1 pseudogene is annotated in these 2576 nt (G+C 44.4%); it reads right to left on the minus strand.

From position 1 onward, the window contains the following. Positions 1 to 2576, minus strand: a pseudogene (locus ACK1U4_RS12005) (hypothetical protein); the annotation flags it as partial.

The raw sequence follows: 2576 nt of genomic DNA on the forward strand, positions 1-2576 counted from the left end.
TTGGACTAATCGGTTGACTTGGGTCAGTTGGTACTGGGTCTTTTGGTGGATTGGTTGGGCTTTCTGGTTGACTTGGATTTGTCAATGCAGGTTCGTCATAAATTACACCGTCTGCCTTGCCGATACCAATCGTTGCATTTTTTGGATTCGTCAATTGAATGGTTAATGCTTCATTATGTTCTAATAAGTTATCGTCTTTAGCAATAATGGTAACGATAGGTTTGATATCATCTGATAGATTAACAGGTACACCTGCACCAAAGAATTCAGCGATTGATACTTCTTTACCATCAATCAAGACTTTTTCTACATCTTCGGCTTTGACCACGCTGGTTGGAGCGATACCCACATTCACGGATACAGTTAAGCCATTTGGAATCGGTTCAGCACTGCTAACGGTATACACCAATTGTCCATCTTTATCAGGAGCAGTATTGTTGCTTCCTTCAATGGCAACAGGGTCGATTGCCTTGATATGAATGATTGGCTGGTCGCCTGTTACATCAACAGGTGGGTTGGTTGGGCTAATCGGTTCATTTGGATTAATACCCACAGGTGTTTTTGGTGGATTATTTGGTCCTTCTGGTTGACTTGGGTCGGTCAATGCAGGTTCGTCTGTAACAATCGCCACATCAAAATCTTGTGAAACCCTAACAGTATCTAAGCTTGGGGTAAGATAACGAGCATCCGTGATGGTCAATCTGACGTTTTCGATATATTCAGCGTTTTTGTCATCAGCAACCTTCATAATGACTGTTGGTACTGGGCCATTAAGCGGTAGGATAACTTCCACACCTGCTTTAAGCTGTTCAAACGTCACTACTTTGCCATCAACAATGATTTCACTAAAGTCACTGCCATCAACACTTTTATCAATTTTATCATATAGTTTTAGCGTTACTCTCGCATCGCCTGTCAATGCAGGTGTGGTAGGGTCGTGAGCGATTTCAAAGCTAATAGTATCATCAACTCCTTCAATACCAACAGAGTCGGTTGCATGGATGCTGATTTTAGAAGCTGATGGGTAAGAGCTATCTGGATGTGGTGCTGGTGCTGGCGTTGGCACTGGTGTCGGTATTGGCGTTGGTGCTGGCGTAGGTATTGGTGTTGGTGCTGGCACAACTTCTGGATAAGTCACGTTAACAGGCGTAGGTGGTAATGAGTTACCGCTTGGGTCTTTTACCACATAGTTAATTGGGGCTGGGTCATCTTTAAATCCCTGCTCTGGGGTAAAGGTCACCTCACCTGGCTTAGGCCCAACTGTCCATGTACCTTGACCTGCTACTACCACACTATCCACTGGTGGTTTATTTGGATTGGCGGGGTCAATGAGTTTGATGGTACTTGGGTTTACGTTACCATCATTGTTGGTGACATCTTGGGTCACTGGCATACCAACAACACCCGGTTTTGCATCTGGGTTAGTAGTATTGGGGTTTTCTGGATAATAAACATCCACCGTAGCTTTTTGGACTGTACCACTTTTATCTTCTACTGTGTAATCAATCGGTTTTGGGTCGCCTTTAAAGCCTGTTTCAGGGGTAAAGGTGACAATATTTGGATTGTTTGGGTCTTGCGTCCATACCCCTTCACCAGGTACAACCACTTTATCGGTTGGTTTGCCTGTAGCAGGGTCGACTAGTTTGACAGTTTCAGGTTTTACTTCACCGTCATTTTTGATGATGTCTTGCGTGACAGGTTGACCGACTACCCCCGGTTTGATGTCAGGCGTGGCGACTTGGTCATAGATTACCGCAATTGGTGTACGTGGAATTTCAGTACCAGCGGTATCTTTGATGTAGTAGTTAATTGGCGTTGGATTACCTGTAAACCCTGTTTCTGGTGTGAAGGTCACTATTCGAGGATTGGTTGGGTCTTGTTGCCATACCCCTTGTCCTGCTACGACAATTTTGTCAACCAGTTGCTGGTTTGCTGGGTCAACCAGTTTTAGTGTGCTAACGTCTAGTTTGTCAACGTTATGGTCATTTTCAATGATATTGATGGTGACTTGTTGTCCAACTGTACCTTTTCTCACGTCAGGTAGCGTTAGGGCTGATAAATTACCATTGTCTGGGTTTGGTGCTGGTGCTGGGTCTGAGCTGTCTTTGCCATGGTCAAATAAAAATGGCACAACACCTAAGCCTAACCACCAAGGAAAGCCTGTAGGCATGGCAACCCACCATGGGGCAATGAGATGTTCGCCACCTAGGGCTTGTCCTTCGACATTGCCTTCGGCAAGTTGGGTCACATAATCTGCCACTTCCCCTGTGTCGGGCAGATAGTAGTAGTAATCACCGTTTTCTGCGATACCAATCAACGCATGGTCTTCGCTGTCATAAAAATCTTCGATGATAAGGTCGGTTTCTTTACCATCACGTTCAAATGAGACGTGTAGGTCTTTGCCTGCTCGTTTGGTGATGATGTGATTCGGTCCACGTCCGATTGATTCATCAAAAAATTCATAGTTGACGTGTTTGTCAGCTTTGATGATGGTTGGTTGTCCGTCATTGGTGACAACTTGTAGTTCTTTAACAATTTTGTCAGTGGTATAGGCTTTAATGTTTACAGTTTTCATA

It is taken from the genome of Moraxella sp. TY6 (assembly GCF_048551375.1).
In the GTDB taxonomy this organism is placed as follows: Bacteria; Pseudomonadota; Gammaproteobacteria; order Pseudomonadales; family Moraxellaceae; genus Faucicola.